The 20,128-nt window shown below is 62.7% G+C and carries 13 protein-coding genes; 5 read left to right on the top strand and 8 right to left on the bottom strand.

Annotation, left to right across the window (positions count from 1 at the left end; genetic code table 11):
• Positions 1–496 precede the first annotated feature (496 nt).
• Positions 497–2,500: an autotransporter domain-containing protein gene (locus tag ACVW0Y_RS01220; RefSeq protein WP_457435508.1), complete on the top strand. Its 2,004-nt coding sequence runs from the start codon at positions 497–499 to the stop codon at positions 2,498–2,500.
• A 115-nt stretch (positions 2,501–2,615) separates the two neighbouring features.
• Here ACVW0Y_RS01220 and ACVW0Y_RS01215 read toward each other — a convergent pair whose 3' ends face one another.
• Complete coding sequence (locus tag ACVW0Y_RS01215; protein ID WP_457435507.1) at positions 2,616–3,206, bottom strand: NAD(P)H-dependent oxidoreductase; 591 nt, start codon at positions 3,204–3,206, stop codon at positions 2,616–2,618.
• Between the two features lie 161 nt (positions 3,207–3,367).
• Here ACVW0Y_RS01215 and ACVW0Y_RS01210 point away from each other — a divergent pair, with 161 nt between their 5' ends.
• The 3 genes from ACVW0Y_RS01210 (at position 3,368) to ACVW0Y_RS01200 (ending at position 5,154) form a co-directional block, all read left to right on the top strand.
• Positions 3,368–3,685, top strand: a complete 318-nt coding sequence (locus tag ACVW0Y_RS01210) for a putative quinol monooxygenase (protein ID WP_457435506.1) — start codon at positions 3,368–3,370, stop codon at positions 3,683–3,685.
• A 96-nt stretch (positions 3,686–3,781) separates the two neighbouring features.
• On the top strand, positions 3,782–4,396 hold the full coding sequence (locus ACVW0Y_RS01205) for a Yip1 family protein (protein ID WP_457435505.1): 615 nt from the start codon (positions 3,782–3,784) through the stop codon (positions 4,394–4,396).
• 68 nt (positions 4,397–4,464) lie between these two features.
• On the top strand, positions 4,465–5,154 hold the full coding sequence (locus ACVW0Y_RS01200) for a DUF4197 domain-containing protein (protein WP_457435504.1): 690 nt from the start codon (positions 4,465–4,467) through the stop codon (positions 5,152–5,154).
• Positions 5,155–5,279: 125 nt separating this feature from the next.
• Here the strand turns inward: ACVW0Y_RS01200 and ACVW0Y_RS01195 are convergent, their stop codons facing one another.
• The 3 genes from ACVW0Y_RS01195 to ACVW0Y_RS01185 form a co-directional block, all read right to left on the bottom strand.
• Positions 5,280–11,684, bottom strand: a complete 6,405-nt coding sequence (locus ACVW0Y_RS01195) for an Ig-like domain-containing protein (RefSeq protein ID WP_457435503.1) — start codon at positions 11,682–11,684, stop codon at positions 5,280–5,282.
• 189 nt (positions 11,685–11,873) lie between these two features.
• Positions 11,874–14,957 carry an efflux RND transporter permease subunit gene (locus ACVW0Y_RS01190; protein WP_457435501.1) on the bottom strand — a complete coding sequence of 1,028 codons (3,084 nt, stop codon included), beginning with the start codon at positions 14,955–14,957 and terminating at the stop codon, positions 11,874–11,876.
• 6 nt (positions 14,958–14,963) lie between these two features.
• Positions 14,964–16,067: an efflux RND transporter periplasmic adaptor subunit gene (locus ACVW0Y_RS01185; protein WP_457435500.1), complete on the bottom strand. Its 1,104-nt coding sequence runs from the start codon at positions 16,065–16,067 to the stop codon at positions 14,964–14,966.
• 94 nt (positions 16,068–16,161) lie between these two features.
• On the opposite strand from ACVW0Y_RS01185, the gene ACVW0Y_RS01180 reads away from it, so the two are divergent.
• Positions 16,162–16,800 carry a TetR/AcrR family transcriptional regulator gene (locus tag ACVW0Y_RS01180; protein WP_457435498.1) on the top strand — a complete coding sequence of 213 codons (639 nt, stop codon included), beginning with the start codon at positions 16,162–16,164 and terminating at the stop codon, positions 16,798–16,800.
• Positions 16,801–16,825: 25 nt separating this feature from the next.
• Here ACVW0Y_RS01180 and ACVW0Y_RS01175 read toward each other — a convergent pair whose 3' ends face one another.
• From ACVW0Y_RS01175 to ACVW0Y_RS01160, 4 genes are read right to left on the bottom strand one after another with little or no spacing between them, the layout of a single operon-like run.
• Positions 16,826–17,605 (bottom strand): class I SAM-dependent methyltransferase, encoded by a 780-nt coding sequence (locus ACVW0Y_RS01175; protein WP_457435496.1) that lies wholly within the window; start codon positions 17,603–17,605, stop codon positions 16,826–16,828.
• Between the two features lie 45 nt (positions 17,606–17,650).
• The gene (locus ACVW0Y_RS01170) at positions 17,651–18,343 is read right to left on the bottom strand and encodes an extensin-like domain-containing protein (protein WP_457435495.1); all 693 of its coding nucleotides are present in this window, start codon (positions 18,341–18,343) and stop codon (positions 17,651–17,653) included.
• A gap of 2 nt (positions 18,344–18,345) precedes the next feature.
• Positions 18,346–19,176: an isocitrate lyase/PEP mutase family protein gene (locus tag ACVW0Y_RS01165; RefSeq protein WP_457435493.1), complete on the bottom strand. Its 831-nt coding sequence runs from the start codon at positions 19,174–19,176 to the stop codon at positions 18,346–18,348.
• A gap of 32 nt (positions 19,177–19,208) precedes the next feature.
• A complete protein-coding gene (locus ACVW0Y_RS01160; protein WP_457435492.1) occupies positions 19,209–20,066 on the bottom strand; it encodes a DUF72 domain-containing protein in 858 nt (285 codons plus the stop codon).
• Positions 20,067–20,128: the final 62 nt, after the last annotated feature.

Genomic DNA, 20,128 nt, shown 5'->3' with positions numbered 1-20,128 from the left:
CGCCGTCAAACGATTAGGTGGCAGCTGTACGCGGGTTGACGGACCGGATTACCAGGAAACTCCAGCGCACCCGAGGATGCCCCACGCACAGCCGCCATGACAGAGAACAACAGACACCAGAAATGCATCTGCCATTCGGGGGGCTATGCGCCTGATAACTTCGGGCCGTCAAACCCGATCGCTGAACCATTCAGCGACGGGCTGGACTATGCCGACCGAACGAAAACCCTGACAAGCCAGCTCCCGCCGACAATCCCGTAGGCAACCAGGCGCATCGGGCGAGCATAGCCCGTAGGAATAGTCACGCCAACGTCCCCTCGGCCCCCCACTCACCCGGCCCCGCCACTGGGCTGCCAGCTGCCGCGCAGGCAGCGCTCGAAGATTATTCCTACGCAATTGCAGGCAGTCCGCCCACCCGCCAACCGGAAGCAAATGACATCAGCCCCGGCACCGCATTGCCGAAGCTTAGCGCCTCAATTCTCTTGCAGGTGTTGCCATGAAATCCCTCCCGTTTTCCCGCTCCCCCCTCGCCCAGGCCCTCTTCCCCTGGCGCCTTATTCCCGCCGCTGTTCTCTCCACACTCACCCTTCTCGCCGCCCAGCCCGCTGGGGCGGTGATGATGGATTTGGGGAATTTGCCTGGAGCCAGCGGTGGTATAGAAGCGCAGGCCATCAGCGGCGATGGCAAGGTGGTAGTTGGCGACGCGTGGACACAAAATCTCGGTTATATGCTATTCAGCCAAAGTGCTACTCAAGGTTTGATTCAAGTAGGCCGCACCTTCGGAACAGGCGCCTATGCCTATGGAGTGAGCAGTGACGGAACATCCATAGTGGGTACCGCCCAGATAGTACCCAGCAGCCCTGTCCGAAGGGCTTTCCTCTGGTCTGCCAGTAGCGGTTTTAAAGATCTAGGCACCTTGGGTGGGGAGGACAGCGATGGTCGTGGCATTAGCGACGACGGCAGTGTAGTGGTGGGGGGAAGCGCAAATGCCGCTGACACAAATCGTGCGTTTCGCTGGACAGCAGGAGGCGGGATGCAAGATCTCGGCAGCCTAGTACAAAATGGCGAGAGTTACGCCTTTGCCGTTAGTGGTGACGGCAATGTCGTGGTAGGCCGCAGTGACACTGCAGCCGGTGTACGCGCCGTTATCTGGAATAACTCTACCGGCGTTACCACCAACCTCGGTTCGTTTGGGGGTACCAGCGAGGCAAGAGCAGCAAACCGGGATGGCTCGGTGGTGGTGGGTGACAGCTCGGATGGTGCAAACTCCAGAGCGTTTCGCTGGACCTTGGCGGGCGGTTTACAAAATCTTGGAACGTTAGGGGGCGCTCGAAGCTACGCTCGCGATGTCAACGCCGATGGTTCGGTTGTGGTGGGTGGCGCGCAGCAAGCTGATGGAGCTACGCGGGCCTATCGCTGGACACAAGCCGGCGGCATGACCAACCTCGGCGTGCTGACGGGCCAGACCGTCAGTGAAGCCCGCGGCGTCAGCGACGATGGCCACACCGTAGTCGGCACCAGTGGCAACCGCGCCTTTATCTGGAGCGCCACCGACAGCGCCATCCAGGACCTCAGCAATGTGCAAGTTTCCCAGATCATCAGCTCCGATACTCTTTACCATCTCACCAGCGCACAAAACCGCCGTATCCGCGACCTTAACCAAACCCAGTGCATTCCCGGTGCCACCCAGCGCTATTGCCTGAGTGCAGGCCTTACCGGCTATAAAGGCGAAGCCACCACCAGCGGCACCCAGGGTATTGGCCAAGTGGCCGCCGGCCTGCGTTTGAACGAGCACTGGGCCCTGGGCGCCTCCGCGCAACTGGCCAACGCCGACCTGAACATCGACAGCGCCAAGCAAGACAAAGCCTATGCCCTTAGCCTATGGGGTTCGTTCCAGCAAAACGCCGATAACCTCGGTTGGAACGGCAACGCTAGCCTGGCCATGGGCAATAGCGACAGCAGCTTTGAACGCGGCATCGGCCTTACCGATGTACAACGCGCCCGCGCCACCACCACCATGAGCAGCGCTGCCCTGCGCGCCGCGGTTGGCTATGGCCTGCAAGCCGGCCGCACCCGCCTGACTCCGGAACTGGCCCTGAGCCATGGCCGTACCGATTACGACGGTTTTACCGAACGTAATGTGGCCTTCCCGCTGACCATCAATAGCGGCCATAGCACCGATACCTACGCCACCCTGGGTGTGCGCAGCGATACCCCGATCAGCGCCAAAGGCACTGTGCATCTGAACCTCGCAGTAGATACCTTGCTGAACGACGACACCCCGGCCATCGAAGGCAGCTCGGCGGTGCCTGGCCTGTCGCGCTTTACCTACACCAGCAACCTGGATAAACGCCGGGTGGTGCCGGTGGCCATGGCTGGCTATAGCCATGCCATTGATGCGAACTCCACCCTGGGTGGTGGGGTGCAGGTAGCCACTGCTCAATATCAAGGCGAGCGGGCGGTGTTTGGCTTGGGGGTGCAGTATCGGTATGCGTTTTAACTGAGGCCCAATCGCGGCTGAAGCCGCTCCTACCAGACCGCACAATCCGTAGGAGCGGCCGGCCGGCGCTGCGGTCAGCCGCGATGTTTTTGATCTTTCAGGCCGCGATAAACCATCAAACCGCCCGCCCAAACACCTCCGTCAAATGCTGCTCATAGCGAGCAATATCAGCTTCCACGTTGGGGCGCTTCATTACATCCACGCAGAGAAAGGTCGGCAGACCGGTCATACCCAAAAACTGGTTGGCCTTGTGGAATGGGAAGTACACCGCGTCCACGCCTTTGGCTTCGAAGAAGTCGGTGGGGTCGTCAAAGGCTTGCTGGGGGGCGTTCCAGGTGAGGGAGAGCATGTACTGTTTGCCCTGCAGCAAACCGCCGCTGCCGTATTTCTGCGAGGCGTCCGAGCGGGTGCGGCCGTCGTTGGCGTAGAGGCTGCCGTGGCCTTGGGTAAATACTTCGTCGATGTATTTCTTTACCGTCCAGGGCGCGCCCATCCACCAGCCGGGCATTTGGTAAATGATTACGTCAGCCCAGAGAAACTTTTGCACTTCTTCGGCGATGTCGTAGCCGCCATCGATAAAGGTTTGCCGTACGTCGAAGCCGGCGCGGTCCAGGTGGCTCAGGGCTGCATCGTGCAGGGTCTGGTTGTAGCGGCCGTCGGAGTGGGCGAACTGTTTGCCGCCATTGAGCAGAAGAATGTTTTTCACGGATAAACCTCGGGGAAGAAGCGAATGGCCGGCAGACTACCGGCCTCACGCGAGGTGATAAACCCGGGGAGGCGCAATTGATATTTGCGCTAAAAGCATGAATTACCCAGCCACTCTCTAAGTAAACTGCGGCAATCCACTTCAACCCGGAGCCGCCAGCCATGAGTGAGCAACCCTACGGTTTTATCCTGCACGCCCACACCAAACCGGAACAAGCCGAAGCCTTCCGCGCACTGTTCAGTGCCTATGTGGAACCCAGCCGCGCCGAGCCGGGCTGCATCGAGTACCACATGCTGCGCGATCAAGAAGACCCCAACCTGTTTATCTTTTACGAGATCTGGCAAAGCCAGGCGCACCTCGATGTACACAGCGCCCTGCCGCATATGCAGCGCTTTTTCCAGCAACGGATGGACTACCTGACCCGCGACTTCGACGTGCGCCGTATCGATATGCTCAGCCCCGCCTCGGCCAACCGCTGAGCCGGCCGGCCGAAAAACACTTGAAACCCTCGCCGCAGGTGCCGTCTAAACCTGTACTGCGGTCGCCACTGACCGACCTGCGCGAGGAGCCGAAAAATGAGTACGCACCTGATCAAACTCTTTACCCAGCCCGATCACAGCTGGACAGAAATCCGTAAAGAGGAAGAGCAAAAACCCCGCAACTACCTGCCCCATCTGATTTTTCTCGGGCTGATTCCGCCATTCGCGTTGTTTATTGGCACCACCCGGGTGGGCTGGAGCCTGGCCGAGAACGAAACCGTACGCCTGAGCGCCGACAGTGCTCTGCTGCTAAGCGCGGTGGTGTATGGCGCCATTCTGTTGGGCACGGCGCTGATGGGCGGGTTTATTCGCTGGATGTCGCGCAGCTTCGACGCCCGCCCCAGCCTTAACCAGTGCATCGGCTTTGCCGCCTATACCGCCACGCCGCTGTACCTGGCCGGGCTGGCGGCGCTGTACCCGAGCCGCTGGCTGGCGGTGGTGGTGTTGATGGCCGCCTGCGCCTATTCCACCTTTCTGCTCTTTGTTGGGCTGCCGACCTTTATGCGCCGCCCACAGGAGCAGGGCTTTCTGTTCGCCTCCTGCGTATGGGCGGTGGGCCTGTTGCTGATGGTTACCACCCTGGTGACGGCGATTCTGCTTTGGTACAACGGCCTGTCGCCGGAATACCTGCGCGGGCCGCTGGGGCAGTAACCGCAGACGGTTTTCGCCGCCTGCCTACTCCGCTAAGCTCGGGGCATTACCCTTGAAAGGAATGCCCCATGCTTGGTTCCACTGCCCGTTTCGCCACTCTGTTTGCCGGCCTGGCCCTGTCTGTGAATGCCTTGGCCCTGTCAATCAATGATCTGTCGCAAACCGATGCCAGTGCTGGCCTGAAAGACGCCCTTACCCAAGGCGCTCAGATTGCCGTAAAGCAGCTGGGCACCCCCGGCGGTTTCAGCAATAACGAAGACGTGCGGATCGAGCTGCCGGGCAAACTCGGCAAGGCCGCCAAGACCATGAAAATGATGGGCATGGGCGCGCAAGTCGACCAACTGGAAAGCAGCATGAACAAAGCCGCCGAGGCCGCCGTGCCGCAAGCCCAGGCGCTGCTGGTGGACGCGGTGAAAAAGATGACCGTGAGCGACGCCAAAGGCATCCTCGCCGGCAAGGACGACGCTGCTACCCAATACCTGAACAAAACCAGCCGCGAACAGATCCGCGCCAAGTTCCTGCCCATCGTCAAACAAGCCACCGACCAGGTCGGCCTGGCCAAGCAATACAACGCCTTCGCCGGCCAGGCCGCCAGTCTGGGGGTGGTGGATGCGAAAAGCGCCAATGTCGAAAACTATGTGACCGAGAAGGCCCTGGATGGCTTGTTTGCAATGATCGCCAAGCAGGAAGCCAGTATTCGAAAAGACCCAGCGGCTGCGGCGACCAGCTTGGCCAAGAAGGTGTTTGGGGCGTTGTGATTTGTCCTAAGCCCGATGGCAATGACTGAAAAAGATAGAAGCAAGTGTGAAACAAAAAGCCCGGTCAGTTGACCGGGCTTTTTGTTGGGGCCGTACCGCCTGAAAGGCGGGCGGTTAATTTTCCATCAAAAATCCAAGTACAAATACGCATACTCGTTGATGAAATCGATCCCCCCCACGCCGATCATGAACCCCATAGAGGTGCCGCTTGGCGCACTGATGTTGCGGACGGTTAGGGTGGCGACCCCGGCAGCATTGGTGGTTACGCTTGACGCAGACATTGCTACCGACGCCGAATCCCCACCAAACAATGCCAGGTATACCGGTACGCCCGACAGCGGCTGGCCACTGGGTCCCGTCACCGTTATGGAAATGGTGGACTGCGCGCCAGTGCGGATGGTTGTGGGCGAGGCGATCACAGCCACGTTCGCTACGTTGCGTACCGAAACAGAGCCCTGTACAGCACCGACCGATGCGGTGATGGTGTTATTGCCAGCAAAGGTTGCGCTGGTCATCACCACCGTAGCGACGCCGCTGGCGTTGGTGCTGGATGAAGTGCTGGACAGCTTACCTATCAAGCCCATGGCCCCACTTATGCCCCAGTTAACCGCCACACCCGCACCCAGCGCATTGCCATAGGCATCTTTCAGCGCGGCGCTTAGCGTGGCCGTGCTGCGCCCATCGGCGGCAAGGGCGGCGGCAGTGGTGGTTACGCTGATGGTGGCCAGCGGGCCAACGGTATAGGTCACGTTGGTTGAACCCTGCACACTACCCACGCTGCCTTTCAGCGTGGCAACACCCGCCACCGTGGAGCTGGTCAGCACCACCGTCGCCAGACCCGCCGCATTGGTAGCCGTGGCCGCACTGGCCAGAGTGCCGGAACTGGCCAGCCAATTCACTGAAGTACCCGTCAGCACCGCCCTGCCCTGGGCATCTTTCACTGTAGCCGTCAGCGTAGTAGTGCTGCTGCCATTGGCCGTCAGGCTGGTGGCAGCCGAGGTCACCACCACGCTGGCCGCTGGCCCGACGGTAAAGGCCACGTTCACCGCACGGGTTGCCGTGCCGGCTTTGGCGGTAACGCTGGCGGTGGCCACGGCGGTGGAACTGGTGAGGGTAGCGGTGGCCACGCCTTGGGCGTTGGTCAGCGAGCTGGCGCTGGCCAGGGTGCCGGCGGTGGTCGTCCAGGTGACTGCCTGGCCGGCGCCGAGGGCGTTGCCTTTGGCATCGGTGACGGTTGCGGTTAATACGCTGCTGCTGGTGCCGTCGGCCACGATGGAGGTCGGCGAGGCGGTGAGCGCTACGCTCTGCGGTGCGCCCGGGGTAAAGGTGACGCTGGCGCTGTTTTGCGCTGCTGCGGAAGTGGCGGTCACGGTGCTGGTACCGGTTACGGTGGCGCTGGTCAGTACCACGCTGGCCACACCGTTGCTGCCGGTGGTGGACGTGGCGCTGGCCAGGGTGCCCGCGGTACGGCTCCAGTTGACCACTACGCCGGCACCCACCAGGTTGCCGTTGCTGTCTTTCACCGTGGCACTCAGGGTGCTGGTGCTGGTGCCATCGGCGGTGATTGCGGTTGGCGTGGCGGTGACTACCAGGCTTTGCGCTGCGCCTGGCGTGAAGCTGACGTTACCGGTGTTTTGTGCGGCACCAGCGCTGGCGGTGACTGTGGCCGTGCCGGTTACCGTGGCGCTGCTCAGCACCACGCTGGCGGTGCCATTGCTGCCGGTGGTGGAGGTGGCGCTGGCCAGGGTGCCGGCCGAGCTGCTCCAGTTGACCACTACCCCTGCGCCCACCCGGTTGCCGGTTTTGTCTTTGACTTCGGCGCTCAGGGTGCTGGTGCTGCTGCCGTTGGCAACGATGGCCGTTGGCGTGGCGGTGACCACCAGATTCTGCGGCGCGCCCACGGTAAAGGCCACGGCGGCGGTGTTCTGCGCCGCACCGGCAGTTGCCGTAATGGTGGCCGAGCCCGCCAGGGTGGCGCTGGTAAGTACCACGCTGGCCACACCTTGCGCGTTGGTCAGCGAGCTGGTGTTGGCCAGGCTGCCGGCGCTGGTGCTCCAGTTCACTTGCACGCCTGCGCCCACCAGGTTGCCCTGACTGTCTTTGACTTCGGCGCTCAAGGTGCTGGTGCTGCTGGCGTCGGCAGTGATCGCCGTTGGGCTGGCCGTTACGCTCAGGCCATTGGTGCCGCTGGCTGGGGGGCCGGCAGTGAAGGCCACAGCGGCGCTGTTATTGGCCGCGCCGCTGCTGGCTTGTACCGAGGCAGAGCCGGTGACGGTGGCGCTGGTCAGTACTGCGCTGGCCACGCCCTGGGCATTGGTCAGCGAGCTGGCGCTGGCCAGGGTGCCGGCGCTGGTGCTCCAGTCCACTTGCACACCGGCGGCCACGGTATTGCCGTGGCTGTCTGTGACCACGGCGCTCAGGGTGCTGGTGCTGCTGCCATCGGCAGTGATTGCGGTTGGGCTGGCGCTCAGGCTCAGGCCTGCGCTACCAGCGGCGGGCGCGCCGGCGGTAAAGCTCAGGGCCACGGTGTTTTCCGCCGCCTGACTGCTGGCTTTGACCGTGGCCGGGCCGGTGACGCTGGCGCTGGTCAGCACCACGCTCGCCACGCCCTGGGCGTTGGTGACGGAGGTGGCGCTGGCCAGGGTGCCGGCGCTGGTGGTCCAGTTCACCGTGGCGCCTGCGCCCAGCAGGTTGCCGAAGCGGTCTTTGACTTCCGCGCTGAGGGTGCTGGTGCTGCTGCCGTCGGCGGTAAGGGTCGTTGGGCTGGCAGTCAGCGTAAGACCCGCGCTGCCGCTAGCGGGTAGGCCGGCGATAAAGGTAACGGTGGCGCTGTTATTGGCGGTGCCGCTGCTGGCTTGCACGGTGGCCGGGCCGGTAACGGTGGCGCTGGTGAGCAGCATGCTGGCCACGCCCTGGGCGTTGGTCAGCGAGCTGGCGTTGGCCAGGGTGCCGGCGCTGGTGCTCCAGCTAACCGATACACCGGCGGCTACGGTATTGCCATGGCTGTCTTTGACCACGGCGCTCAGGGTGCTGGCGCTGCTGCCATCGGCGGTGATCGCGGTCGGGCTGGCGCTCAGGCTCAGGCCGGCATTGCCGCTGGCCGGTGCGCCGGCGGTGAAGGTAACCGTCACCGAGTTATGGGCGGTGCCGCTGCTGGCTTGTACGGCGGCGGCGCCAGTGGTGGTGGCGCTGGTCAGCAGCACGCTGGCAACGCCTTGGGCATTGGTGACGGAGGTGGCGCTGGCCAGGGTGCCGGCGCTGGTGCTCCAGTTCACCGCAGTGCCGGCACCCACCGGGTTGCCATTGGCGTCCGAGATTACCGCGCTGATGGTGGAGGTGCTGCTGCCGTCGGCCACGATGGCGGCCGGGGCAGCAGACAGGCTGGCGGCAGCAGCGGCACCTGGGGTGAAGGTAACGGTGGCAGAGCCACTGGCGGCACCTGATTGGGCTGCAACGGTAACGGTACCGGCGCTGGTGGAGCTGGTCAGCACCACGCTGGCAACGCCGTTGGCATCGGTGACCGAGGTGGTTTTATCCAGGCTGCCGTCGCTGCTGGTCCAGTTCACTACCACGCCGGCACCGACCGGGTTGCCATTGGCATCCTTGATCACGGTGCTGATGCTGGTGGTGCTAAGGCCATCCGCCTCAATCGACGACGACGAAACCATGGGCGCAGTAGTTGCCGCAGCCCCCGGGATAAAGCTGACCGAGGTCGAGCCCTTGGCGGTACCCGAGGAGGATTCAACAGTAGCCGTACCGGCGCTGGTGGAGCTGGTCAGCACCACGCTGGCAACGCCATGGGCATCGGTCACCGAAGTGGCGTTATCCAGGCTGCCGTCGCTGGTGGTCCAGTGCACCACTACGCCCGCGCCGACCGGGTTGCCATTGGCATCCTTGATCACGGTGCTGATGGTGGAGGTGCTAACGCCGTCCGCCTGAATCGCCGCCGCGGAAGCCGTTGGCGCGGAGGAAGCCGCAGCGCCTGGAATAAAGGTGACTGAGGTCGAGCCTTTGGCGGTGCCCGAGGTGGCTTCAACGGTGGCTGTACCGGTGCTGGTCGAGCTGGTGAGCACCACGCTGGCGACACCGTTGGCATCGGTGACCGAGCTGGTTTTATCCAGGCTGCCGTCGCTGGTGGTCCAGTTCACCACTACGCCTGCGCCGACCGGGTTGCCGTTGGCGTCTTTGATCACGGTGCTGATGGTGGAGGTACTGCTGCCATCCGCGAGAATGGCCGGCGACGACACGCTTGGCGCGGAACTGGCCGCAGCGCCTGGGGTAAAGGTCACGGAGGTCGAGCCCTTGGCGGAACCGGATGAGGATTCGACGGTAGCTTTGCCCGCGGTAGTCGGGCTGGTCAGCACCACGCTGGCAACACTATTGGCATCGGTCACCGAGGTGGCGTTGTCCAGGGTGCCGCTGCTGGTGGTCCAGTTCACCACCACGCCCGCGCCCACCGGGTTGCCGTTGGCGTCTTTGATTACTGTGCTGATGGTGGTGGTGCTGGTGCCGTCCGCCTCAAGGGACGACGCAGAAGCGCTCGGTGCCGCGGAGGTGGCGCCGCCTGGGGTAAAGGTGACGGAGGTGGAGCCCTTGGCGGCACCCGAGGAGGATTCAACGGTGGCCGCACCTGCAGTGGTCGAGCTGGTCAGCAGCACAGTGGCAACGCCATTGGCATCGGTCAGCGAGGTGGGTTGGTCCAGGGTGCCGTTGCTGGTGCTCCAGTTCACCACCACGCCTGCGCCCACCGGATTGCCGTTGGCATCTTTGATCACGGTGCTGATGGTGGAGGTGCTGATGCCGTCTGCCAGAATCGACGAAGCGGAAGCCGATGGCGCGGCGGAGCTGGCGCTGCCAGGGGTAAAGGTGATCGAGGTCGAGCCTTTGGCGGCTCCCGAGCTGGATTCAACGGTGGCGTTACCTGCGGTGGTGGAGCTGGTGAGCACCACGGTTGCAACGCCATTGGCGTCGGTGACTGAGGTGGCGGTATCCAGGCTGCCGTTACTGGTGGTCCAGTTCACCACTACCCCGGCACCCACGGGATTGCCTTGAGGATCGCGGATCACCGTGCTGATGGTGGTGGTGCTTTTACCGTCGGCGGCAAGGGTGGGCGTACCGACCGTGGCGCGCAGGGTGCTCGGGCTGGTGGATTGCACCGTGATGGTCATCAGGTTGGAGCTCTGCTGATGCCCTGCCCGGCTGACACCATTGGCTTGCAAGGTATAGGTGTTGAGGCCGCCGGTTACGTAGGCCGGCAGATTCAGCGCGGCCTGACCGCTGCTGCTCAGGGGCTGGGCAAAGGCGGCCGCGCTGCCGGTCCAGCTCAGGCTGGCGAAGGCGTTGGCACCTTTGACGGTAAACGCCAGGTTGCGTTTTTCCTCACCTGCCAGGGTGGTCGGCAGGGTCAGGGGCATGGTCTTTTCCCGGTTTTCCATGACCATTTCCTGGTTACGCGACACCAGGTCGTGGCGCATGTTTTCCAGCATGCGGCTGGACATCAGGTTGGCGCTGGACAGCTGCTTGGCCAGCGGCACGCCGAAGCGGTAGGTGAAGCCCAGGTTGACCGAAGTGTTGGCGTTGTCGCCCTGCCCCAGACGATGGTTGACCGCCAGGCCGACCAGGGGGATGGGGTTATAGATAACGCCAACGGTCAGGGCATGGGGGTCTTTGTCGCGGTTGCTGGTGGAGAACAGGCCGACGTCGTCGCCACGGTATTTTTCATACACCAGCCTGCCGCCCAATTGCGGGTAGGCCGGCAGGTAGCCTTCGGCGCGTACGTCCCAGCCTTTGGCCGGGCGTTGCAGGAAGTCCTCTTGTTCGGTGGATTGCCGCCACTTGGAAAGCGGCCGGTAACTGTTGGCGCTGAGTTTGAGGAAGTCGGTCCAGGCTTCCACGCCAAGGCCAAGGCGATGGTGGTTGGCGGTTCGGTCGTGGTCGTAGAAGCTGTTGACGCCCAGCAGCCAGCCGGCCACATCACGGCGGTAGCCCAGGCCGACGTTGGTGGTGGTGCGGGAGTTTTCGCTATAGCTGTTGGCGCGGCGCGCGCCGATTTGGGTGAACAGCAGATTTTTGCCGACGCTGTAGAACGGAATCAGCATATCCAGGCTGCCACTGCGGATACCGCCCGGGGCGGCTTCGATGGCTAGCTCGGCGTTGATGCCATTGCGCGCGAGCCAGGCCTGGGCCACGTCGCTGGCGGAGTTGGAGAGCATCGCCGCGCCCTGGTTCACGGCCTGGCCAAGGCCTTGGCTGCGATCACGCAGTACGCTGGGCGCGAGGTCGCGATCGGTGGAGGCTTGCAGCATCCATTCCGGGCTGTACATGGAAACGTCTGAGGTGGACAAGAGATCGTGGTGAGTTGCCGAAGCGGCGGCCGGGGATGCCGTAGCGGTCGCCGGGCTGCCCAGCTCCGGCAGTTGCTGCTCAACGCGCGAGCCCGATTGGGCTTGGGCAAGGCTGGATGCCACGGGGGTATAAACGGTAGTCAGGCAGAGATAAACAATCAGGTATTTGCGAAGTAGGGCTGACATGATTTCCGGCGTCCTATTGCGAGAGCAGCTCGCGCGTTCAACAGAGCCGGGATTTTTCCTAAACGCGCCTTCTCGTTAAGCAGGACGGATTACCCTTTCTTGTAGGGTGTTTCCTTGGAAAGCCTCTTTCGGCGAAACCAATAAAAAAGCCCGGCCAATTGGCCGGGCTTTTCCCTTACAGGTACGGACTCAATCGGTCCCTACCCGCTCCTCTTTCTTCACCCTGAACCAGGCCGCATACAGCGCTGGCAGGAACAGCAGGGTCAGGGCGGTTGCCACTATCAAGCCGCCCATGATCGCCACCGCCATCGGCCCGAAGAAGGTTGAGCGCGACAGCGGAATCATCGCCAGTACTGCCGCCAAAGCGGTCAGCACGATGGGCCGGAAGCGTCTTACGGTGGCGTCGATGACGGCGTGCCAACGGTCGTGGCCGGCGGCGATGTCCTGTTCGATCTGGTCCACCAGAATCACCGAGTTGCGCATGATCATGCCGGACAAGGCGATGGTACCGAGCATGGCGACAAAGCCGAACGGCTGGTTGAACACCAGTAGGAACAGGGTCACGCCAATCAGCCCCAGGGGCGCGGTGAGAAACACCATGGCCGCGCGCGAGAAGCTTTTCAGCTGCAGCATCAGCAGGCCCAGCACCACCACGATAAACAGCGGAATACCGGCGTTTACCGAGTTCTGCCCGCGGGCCGAATCTTCCACGGTGCCGCCGACATCCAGCAGGTAGCCGTCAGGCAACTTGGCGCGCACGTCATTCAGGGTCGGCAGAATCTGTTTGACGATGCCCGCCGGCTGTTCCTTGCCATAGATATCGGCGCGCACGGTAACGGTCGGCAGGCGGTCGCGGTGCCAGATGATGCCTTCCTCGAAGCCGTACTTGAGGGTGGCGATCTGCGACAGCGCGACGTTTTTACCGGTGTCGGTGGGCACCGACAGGCTAGGCAGCAAGGCCAATTGCTGACGTTCACGCACGGTGCCGCGCAGGAGGATTTCGATCAGTTCGTTGTCTTCGCGGTACTGGCTGACGCTGTTACCCGAGAGCGCACTCTGCAGGAAGGTCGACAGGCTGGCGCTGCTCACCCCCAGGGCGCGGGCGCGTTCCTGGTCGATGCTCAGGTACACCACTTTGCTTGGTTCTTCCCAGTCCAGGTGCACGTTGGTGACATGGGGGTTTTCCCGCACGCGGGCCGCCACTTCGCGGGCCAGGGCGCGCACTTCGTCGATATGCTCGCCAGACACGCGGAACTGCACGGGGTAACCCACGGGCGGGCCGTTTTCCAGACGGGTGATACGGGTGCGCAAGGTCGGGAACTGGTCGGCAAGGGTTTCGATCAGCCATTTGCGGATGGCTTCGCGGTCTTCGATGCTTTTGCTCAGCACCACAAACTGGGCAAAGCTGGCGGCCGGCAGTTGCTGGTCCAGCGGCAGGTAGAAACGCGGCGAACCGGTACCGACATAGGCCACATAGTTGTCGATGCCGGGGTGGTCTTTGAGCATGGCTTCCAGATGGCGAACCTGCTCTTCAGTGGCCTTCAGCGAGGCACCTTCACTCAGTTTCAGATCGACCATCAGCTCCAGCCGCCCGGAGGACGGGAAGAACTGCTGTGGCACGAACTTGAACATAAAGATCGAGCCGGCAAACAGGGCGATGGTCAGCACGATTACGGTTTTGCGATGGCCCACGCACCACTCGATGGCCCCGCGCACCCGGCGGTAGAACGGCGTCGAGTAGGGGTCGTGGCCCTTGTCACTGCCGCCGTGTTTGGCGGCGTGCAATTTGGCCAGATCCGGCAGCAGTTTCTCGCCGATATAGGGCACGAAAATCACCGCGGCAATCCACGACACCAGCAAGGCGATGGCCACCACCTGGAAGATCGAGCGGGTGTATTCGCCGGTGCCCGACTGCGCGGTGGCAATCGGCAGAAAGCCGGCGGCGGTAATCAGCGTACCGGTGAGCATGGGGAAGGCGGTGCTGGTCCAGGCGAAGCTGGCGGCTTTGAACCGTGAGTAGCCCTGCTCCATCTTGATCGCCATCATCTCAATGGCAATGATCGCGTCGTCCACCAATAGCCCGAGGGCCAGCACCAGCGCGCCGAGGGAGATTTTGTGCAGGCCGATGCCGAAGTAGTACATGGCGGTAAAGGTCATCGCCAGCACCAGCGGAATCACCAGCGCCACCACCAGGCCAATGCGCAGACCGAGGGAAAAGAAGCACACCAGCATGACGATGGCCAAGGCTTCCACCAGCACCTGAACAAACTCGCCAACGCCGGTTTTTACCGCCGCCGGTTGGTCGGACACCTTGCTCAGTTGCATACCGGCCGGCAGGGTTTGCTGCATGCGGGCGAATTCTTTTTCCAGGGCATTGCCCAGCACCAGAATGTCGCCGCCGGGCTTCATCGATACGGTCAGGCCAATGGCGTCCTGGCCCATAAAGCGCATCCGTGGTGCGGGTGGGTCACTGAAGCCACGATGCACTTCGGCCACGTCGGAAATACGGAAGGTGCGGTCGCCGACGCGGATCGGAAAGGCCTTGATCTCGTCCACCGATTCAAAACGCCCGGTCACCCGCAACTGAATGCGGTCGCTGGGGGTTTCGAAGAAGCCTGACGAGGCGACGGTGTTCTGTTCTTCCAGGGCTTTTTGCACCGCGGCCAAAGGCAGGCCAAGGGTGGCGGCTTTGACGTTGGAGAGTTCGATCCAGATTTTTTCGTCCTGCAGCCCCAGCAGATCGACCTTGCCCACATCCTTGACCCGCTGCAGTTGCAGCTGAATGCGGTCGGCGTAGTCCTTGAGCACGGCGTAGTCGAAGCCTTCGCCGGTGAGGGCGTAGATATTGCCGTAGGTGGTGCCGAATTCATCGTTGAAGAACGGCCCCTGAATGCCCTGGGGCAAGGTGTAGCGGATGTCGTTGACCTTCTTGCGGATCTGGTACCAGAGCTCGGGAATATCGCGGGAGTTCATCGAGTCGCGGGCAACAAAGGTCACCTGCGATTCACCCGGGCGCGAGAAGGAAATAATCTTCTCGAACTCGCCGGTCTCCATCAGTTTTTTCTCGATGCGCTCTGTTACCTGCCGAGACATTTCCTCGGCACTGGCACCCGGCCAGTTGGTGCGCACCACCATGGCCTTGAAGGTAAAGGGCGGGTCTTCGCTCTGGCCCAACTTGGTGTAGGACAGTGCGCCGACAATCGCCAGAAGCAACATCAGGAACAGCACGATCTGCCGATTGCGCAGCGCCCATTCGGATAGGTTGAAGCTCATCCGTGCTTACTCCTGCGCTGCCAGTTTGACCGAGCGATTGGCGTGGTCCACGGGCCGTACTTCCTGACCCTCACGCAGTACTTGCACACCGGCGGCCACTACCCAGTCGGTGGCCTGCAGACCTTCGAGCACCGGCACCTGGTCTTCGCCATAGGGGCCGACTTTTACCGCGCGGCGCTGCAGCGTGGAGCTTTTCGGGTCCACCACCCAGACAAAGGGATGACCACCCTCGGAACTTAGCGCCGACAGCGGCACGGCCAGAGGCACGTCGCCGGCCACCGGCACAAACACCCGGGCGCTCTGGCCAAGATCGGCAGGCACTTGATCGACGCTAAACGACACGCGGGCGGCATAGGTACGCGATTGCGGGTCGGCGGCTGGCGACAGTTCACGGATATGCCCGGCGAAACGCTTATCCGGACGCGACCAGAGTTCCACGAACACTTCCTGACCAATCTTGAAGCGCTCGATGCTGTGCTCCGGCAGGCTGATCAACACTTCGCGCTCGCCATCGGCGGCGACGGTGTAAACGGTTTGCCCGGCGGCTACCACATTGCCCACCTCCACCAGGCGGCGTGAAATCACCCCCGACTGGGTGGCACGCAGCACCGAGTAACCGGCCTGGTTGCTGGACACATCGAATTCGGCTTTGGCTTGTTTGACCCGCGCTTCACCAGCGCGGTAGAGGTTTTCCGCATTGTCGTATTGCGAGCGGCTGGCCATCTGCCGGTCGAACAGGGTTTTGTAGCGGTCGCGTTCGCTGCGTACCAATTGCAGGTTGGCGCTGGCGGCCGCCACCTGGGCGCGCTGGGCTTCGAGCTGCAGCTGTACGTCCTGCGGGTCGAGCTCGGCCAGCGGCTGGTCCTTCTTCACCCGCTCACCGACATCCACCAGACGCTTGCTCACCTTGCCGCCAATGCGAAAGGCCAGGTCCTGTTCCAAGCGGGCGCGCACTTCACCCGGGTAGGTATCTGCCAACTCCCCCGCCGGTTGCGGCTGCACCACCATGGCGGGGCGCGGCGGCGTTTTCACTGCCTCGGGAGCGCCGCAGGCAACGAGCAGGACAACAAGGGACGCAGGTAAGGCGAGTGGCAGGACATGGCGGAACATGATGTATGACCTTTCGCGAATTAAGGCTTTGAATAATTGTACTGGCGGGTATAGTAAAAATAGCAAACTCGCCAGTCCAGTAATAAAACGCGAAATGTCCGACAAAATATTGCCGTCTAGCGGTCCGGGTCGCCCGAAAGACCTTACGAAGCGCGCAGCCATCCTCGATGCCGCGAAAAACCTGTTTCTGCGCCTGGGTTACGACGGTTGCAGCATGGACGCCATCGCCACCGAGGCCGGGGTTTCCAAGCTCACTGTCTATAGCCACTTCACCGACAAGGAGACGCTGTTCTCCATGGCCGTGCGGGCCAAATGCGAAGAGCAGCTGCCGCTGGTGATTTTCGAATTGCTGGAAACCGCACCTATCGACACGGTGCTGCTGAACATTGCCCAGGCCTTCCATTGCCTGGTGAGCAGCCGCGAATCGATTGAGTTGCACCGGGTGATGATTGCCCTGGGCGCGTCAGACCCGAAGCTGGCGAAGCTGTTTTACGAGTCGGGCCCGCAAGTGGTGCATGACGAAATGACCGGCCTGCTGCGCAAGGCCGATCAATTGGGCAAGTTGCAGATCGATAACCCGGAGCTGGCGGCGGAGCACTTCCTTTGCCTGCTCAAGGGCGGCATCAACTTCCGCCTGTTGATCGGCTGCAACGGCGAAGACGAAAAAACCTCCAGCGAAGAACAGGTTGCCGATGCCGTGCAGATGTTTGTGCGGGCCTATTTGCCAAGGTAATTGGCCCCACGGGGAGGGGAAGCCTTCAGGCCTTGAGCGCTTTCTTCGGATAGATGTCATAGCGACTGGATTTGCCATCCAGCGCATAGCTGGGCTTGGGCCCGGCAATGATCGGCGCTTTGCGCGGGCGTTTGACCACCACCCGGTGTGTGGCCAGCGCCAATGCCGCTTCCAGCAAGGCCGGGGCATCCAGGTCATCGCCCACCAGCGGACGGAACAGGCGCATTTCCTTTTTCACCAGGGCGCTTTTGTCGCGGTGCGGGAACATCGGATCGAGGTAAATCACCTGCGGTGCCTCGCCTTCCCAGGCGCTCATCAGCTCGATGGCATTACCCACCAATAAGCGCATCTGAGCAACGATAGGGCCGACTTCCTCGTCGCCCTTGGCGCGGCTCAAACCATCCTCCAGCAACGCGGCAATCAGCGGCTGGCGCTCGATCATCGCCGTCTGGCAACCCAGACTGGCCAGCACAAAGGCATCGCGCCCCAGCCCGGCCGTGGCATCCAGCACAAAGGGCCGCACCCCCGGTTGCACGCCAACTGCCTTGGCAATCATCTGTCCGGTACCGCCACCAAACAGCCGCCGATGGGCCACAGCGCCGTCGACAAAATCCACTCGAACCGGGCCTGGTGCCTGTGGGCCGAGGTCGGTCAGTTGCAGACCGTCGTCGCCCAGTTGCAAGGCGAAATCCGCCGCCCCTGCCAAGGGCAAACCCAGACGCGCCGCCCACTGCGCCACAGCCTCGGTATAGGCCGGTGCCAAGGCTTCGGCACGCACGACAACGCTGGGAATGTGATCACTCATGGCGGCAGCAACTCAGACAAATCAGGGGCGGCATTCTGCCAGAGCCTAGCGGCAGAGGCTAAACATGCCCATGTCGAGGTGGAAATGGTCGTGGTGGGCGGCGTTGTAATCCGGGCCCAGGGTGACCGTGAACGACTGGCAGGCGGCATCGCGGGCCAAGCGCAGAAAACGTGCATCGTCGCCCTGGCCATTCCAGTCCCGCGCCACGCTGATGCGACGACCATCAGCCAGACGAAACCCCGCAATATCCAGCGCATTGGCGCTGGCATGCTGGCTGCGCCGCGAGCTGCTGCCGATATTGCGGCAGGCGAAGCTGCCCAGATGGTCGATACGCGTGACCCGTTGGCCAAACACCGCTTCGGCAGCAGGCTGCAAGCCGTGGCGCTCGTACATCGCAATGGCCACCGCCAGCGGGCAGGTGGCGATAAAGCTGCTGCTGAACGCGACCGCCGAACCCTGCACACGCACCACGTTGCTCAACGGGCAATTGGCGGTGGCGGCGTTATCGGCCAACGGCAGGTAACGCACAGGCGAAGTGGCCAGCGCCTGGGCGCACAGCTCGCGGTTCTGGCCCAGGCGCATCATCTTCCAGGGCGTCAGGAAGTTCGGTTGCAGCCGCACATCCAGAGGTGCCCAGGGGTTCCATTGCCCTGGCACCTGCCACCAACCGCGCCAGACCGCCAACGGTGCAGCGCCAAGGACCACTAATACCAGCAGAAACTTGAGCAGCCCGCGCACCGTCAGCCCTTGAACAGGTCGTTCAGTTGCTGGAACGGCAGCGCGCGTTCGGCATAGGTAAAGCGGCCGTGTTGCTGGATGTCCTGCGCGGCACGGAACAACTCGCCATAGGCGGCGCGGGCCAGAGATGAACCCACGCTGATGCGCTTGACGCCCAGGTCCTGCAACTGCGCCACCGTCAGCGTTACGCCCGACAAACCCATCAGCACATTCACTGGCTTGGGTGCCACGGCACGGACCACCGCCTCAATTTCCGCAACCGAACGCAGCCCCGGCGCAAACAACACATCGGCGCCCGCCTCGGCAAAGGCCTGCAAACGGCGGATGGTGTCCGCCAGGTCGTTGCGGCCATTGAGCAGGTTCTCCGCGCGGGCGGTGAGGGTGAAGGGAAAGTTTAGGCTGCGGGCGGCAGTCACGGCCGCCGCTACCCGCTCGACCGCGAGTTGAAAATCATAGATCGGCGACTCGGCGCGGCCCGTAGCATCTTCGATAGAGCCACCGACCAGGCCGACCGCCGCCGCTCTCAGCACAGTGGCGGCGCAGCCCTCGGGGTGGTCGGCAAAGCCGTTTTCCAGATCGCCAGCGACTGGCAGGTCAGTGGCGGCAACGATGGCCTGGGCGTTGTTCAGGTTTTCCTCAAGGGAAATTGCCCCTTCGGCATCCGGCCGACCGAGGGCAAATGCCAGACCGGCGCTGGTGGTCGCCAACGCTTGGTAGCCGAGGCTGGCGAGCATCTTGGCCGAACCGGCATCCCATGGATTGGGAAAAACAAAGGCACCGTCGGCGGCATGCAATTGTTGGAAGGTTTGGGCACGGGCGAGTTGCGAGGACATGGATAGCTTCCTGCTGGATAAGTGACGCCAACCTACAACAGACCGAGCTGCTCCGCCGCCGGTTCGACGGCTAATTCGGCCAATGCCGGCAAACCCGGCAATAGCGCCGTCAACTGCTGATGAAAACGCCGCGCCAGTTGTGCGGCCAGAATATTGTCGGGGGTATGTAAAAACACATAAGGCGTGCGGCCCTCCTCGATCCAGCCGGCGACCTTTGCCAGCCAGGGCTGCATAAACGGATCGTTGGCCGCCAACTCGGGATGGCCAATAAAGCGCAGCTGGGGAAACTGGGTGAACGCCGCCGGGCGCGTAGGCAGACGGGGTTTCTTGGCTTGCGCGTGGAGCACCGCGGGGTCAGTGGCAACGCAGCTGAACAAGGCCCGCGAATCCAGGCATAGGCGCTCCACTGCATGGCCCAGCAGCAAGCGGTTAAGCGCGCGCTCGTCTTCGCCTTTAGCAAAAAACGCCGGGTGGCGAACCTCCACAGCCAGGGGCACTTTCAACTCGGCGAGAAAGCCGGCCAACTCCGGCAAGCGCTGCGGCCCGAAACTGGCGGGCAGCTGCAACCAGAACGGTGCCACCCGCTCCCCCAAGGGTTTGAGCAAGGTAACGAAGGCTTGTGCGGCATCCAGTTGGGCGAACAGATTGGCGGTGTGGCTGATATCGCGGGGCAGCTTGGCGCAGAAACGGAAATGCGCCGGCATCTGCTCGGCCCAGCGCTGCACGGTGGCCGCCGAGGGCTGGGCGTAGAAGGTGGTGTTGCCCTCTACGGTGTTAAAGACCTGGCTGTAGAGGCCGAGAAAGTCGGCGCTACGGGCGCTGTCGGGATACAGATCACCGCGCCAAGCGTTTTCGCTCCAGGAGGGACAGCCTAGGAAATAGGGAAGCATTGGGCATTCCGGAAAAATCAGCGGGCCATAGTGGTCCAGAAAAGCTCGCGGCTAAAGCCCCT

It is taken from the genome of Pseudomonas sp. TE3786 (genome assembly GCF_054057335.1).
Note: the sequence above shows the minus strand (reverse complement) of the source record. Positions and strands in the feature narration are given on the sequence as shown.

Bases quoted from the DNA above. Each gene is read 5' to 3' on its own strand.
- ACVW0Y_RS01220 (WP_457435508.1), top strand. From the start codon at position 497: ATGAAATCCCTCCCGTTTTCCCGCTCCCCCCTCGCCCAGGCCCTCTTC.
- ACVW0Y_RS01210 (WP_457435506.1), top strand. From the start codon at position 3,368: ATGAGTGAGCAACCCTACGGTTTTATCCTGCACGCCCACACCAAACCG.
- ACVW0Y_RS01205 (WP_457435505.1), top strand. From the start codon at position 3,782: ATGAGTACGCACCTGATCAAACTCTTTACCCAGCCCGATCACAGCTGG.
- ACVW0Y_RS01200 (WP_457435504.1), top strand. From the start codon at position 4,465: ATGCTTGGTTCCACTGCCCGTTTCGCCACTCTGTTTGCCGGCCTGGCC.
- ACVW0Y_RS01195 (WP_457435503.1), bottom strand. From the start codon at position 11,684: ATGTCAGCCCTACTTCGCAAATACCTGATTGTTTATCTCTGCCTGACT.
- ACVW0Y_RS01190 (WP_457435501.1), bottom strand. From the start codon at position 14,957: ATGAGCTTCAACCTATCCGAATGGGCGCTGCGCAATCGGCAGATCGTG.
- ACVW0Y_RS01185 (WP_457435500.1), bottom strand. From the start codon at position 16,067: ATGTTCCGCCATGTCCTGCCACTCGCCTTACCTGCGTCCCTTGTTGTC.
- ACVW0Y_RS01180 (WP_457435498.1), top strand. From the start codon at position 16,162: ATGTCCGACAAAATATTGCCGTCTAGCGGTCCGGGTCGCCCGAAAGAC.
- ACVW0Y_RS01175 (WP_457435496.1), bottom strand. From the start codon at position 17,605: ATGAGTGATCACATTCCCAGCGTTGTCGTGCGTGCCGAAGCCTTGGCA.
- ACVW0Y_RS01165 (WP_457435493.1), bottom strand. From the start codon at position 19,176: ATGTCCTCGCAACTCGCCCGTGCCCAAACCTTCCAACAATTGCATGCC.
- ACVW0Y_RS01160 (WP_457435492.1), bottom strand. From the start codon at position 20,066: ATGCTTCCCTATTTCCTAGGCTGTCCCTCCTGGAGCGAAAACGCTTGG.